The sequence below is a fragment of the Streptosporangium sp. NPDC003464 genome (assembly GCF_053588315.1).
The window spans coordinates 1-1,399 of sequence record NZ_JBSFPS010000555.1; the positions used below are offsets into that span (position 1 = coordinate 1).

Consider the following 1,399-nt stretch of genomic DNA (forward strand, 5'->3'; position numbering starts at 1 on the left):
CGAAGCGCCGCAACGAGAGCACTCGGAGCGGTGACCAGGGGCTATGGCGCAGCTGGTAGCGCGCCTCCATGGCATGGAGGAGGTCTGGGGTTCGAATCCCCATAGCTCCACAGCAGGTCCGTTCCTGGGACGGCCTGAAGGGAGTCGAGATCCCGCCTGATCATCTTGATCAGGCGGGATCTTGTCGTTCTCAGGCATGTGCGGCCGCCGGTGAGTCCCTCCGAGTGCGTGGGACGGTCGTGGCGAAGGGCGCGGGCCCTGTGGGAGTTGGCCGACGCCCCCGATGCATGGCCTCACGCGGACCTGTCCGGGCAGGTGGCCGCGGCTGCCGTCCAGGACATCGTCCGGGTTCTGGCCGCCGCCATGACTGACTGGCACACCACTGGTACGAGAAGGGCGGCCACCGGTTGCTCGACCGCGGACCGGCCGTCGCGTGACGGCCCCTACGATCCCCTGACCGTGCGCGTCGGCTCCCATGAGGCTGGCTCCCTTCTGGCGGCGGTCGCGATCGAAGACGCCGTCGATGATCATCCCGGTTGGGCGACGGGCGAGTAGGGCTCGATCCGGGTGCCGAAAATCGGGTAACCGCTGCTGACCGAGCCGAGGATCAGCCAGGCGAGTATGAACAGCATCGATCCGGCGATGGCGCCGAGCGCGAGCCATCGAGCCACGGTCGGGGTCAGGTCGAGGTGATCGGGGTCGAGGTGGTCATGGGCCGGGGCCCGTCGCGCACGATAATCGGTGCCATGCGGGTCGGTGTGCTGGGCGCGATGGAGGTGCGGGACGCCGCAGGCGGCCCGATCGCTGTGGGCGGTCCGCGGGTGCGGGGGCTGCTGGCGATGCTGGCGCTCGACGCCGGACGGATCGTCACCACCGAACGGCTGATCGACGGCCTCTACGGCGAGCAGCCGCCGGGCAACGCGGCCAACGCGCTCCAGTCCCAGGTCTCCCGGCTCCGACGGCTGCTGGGGGGCGGGGCGGTGGAGTTCCACCCGGCGGGCTACCGGCTGGCGGTGCCGCCGCAGGAGGTCGACGCGTACCGGTTCGAGCGGCTGGCCGAGGAGGGGCGCCGGGCCCTGGCCGCCGCCGACCGGCCCCGCGCCGCCGCGCTCCTGCGCGAGGCACTGGCCCTGTGGCGGGGGCCGGCGCTGCCCGACGTCGGGGCGGCGCCGTTCGCCCGCGCGCAGATCGCGCGTCTGGAGGAGCTGCGCCTGGCGGCCGTCGAGGAGCGCGTCGAGGTCGAGCTGGTGACGGGCGGGCACCGGACGCTGGTGGCGGAGCTGCGGGACCTGGTGGCCGCGCAGCCGCGGGGTACGGGCGGGGGAGGCAATGTCGACGTAGAGGCCGAGCGCGTCGCGGCCGAGCTGCCACCCGATCTTCGACCGGAGGTAGCCGGATG

At 72.7% G+C, this 1,399-nt stretch carries 2 protein-coding genes and 1 tRNA gene; 2 read left to right on the forward strand and 1 reads right to left on the reverse strand.

What is annotated here, in order from left to right; translation table 11 throughout:
• The first annotated feature begins 37 nt into the window (after positions 1-37).
• Positions 38-110 (forward strand) — tRNA-Ala (locus ACWDS7_RS48480).
• 417 nt (positions 111-527) lie between these two features.
• Here ACWDS7_RS48480 and ACWDS7_RS48485 read toward each other — a convergent pair.
• Positions 528-671, reverse strand: a complete 144-nt coding sequence (locus ACWDS7_RS48485; RefSeq protein ID WP_451934829.1) for a hypothetical protein — start codon at positions 669-671, stop codon at positions 528-530.
• Positions 672-746: 75 nt separating this feature from the next.
• On the opposite strand from ACWDS7_RS48485, the gene ACWDS7_RS48490 reads away from it, so the two are divergent.
• Positions 747-1,399: AfsR/SARP family transcriptional regulator (locus tag ACWDS7_RS48490; protein ID WP_451934830.1), on the forward strand; the 653-nt coding region annotated here is incomplete at its 3' end.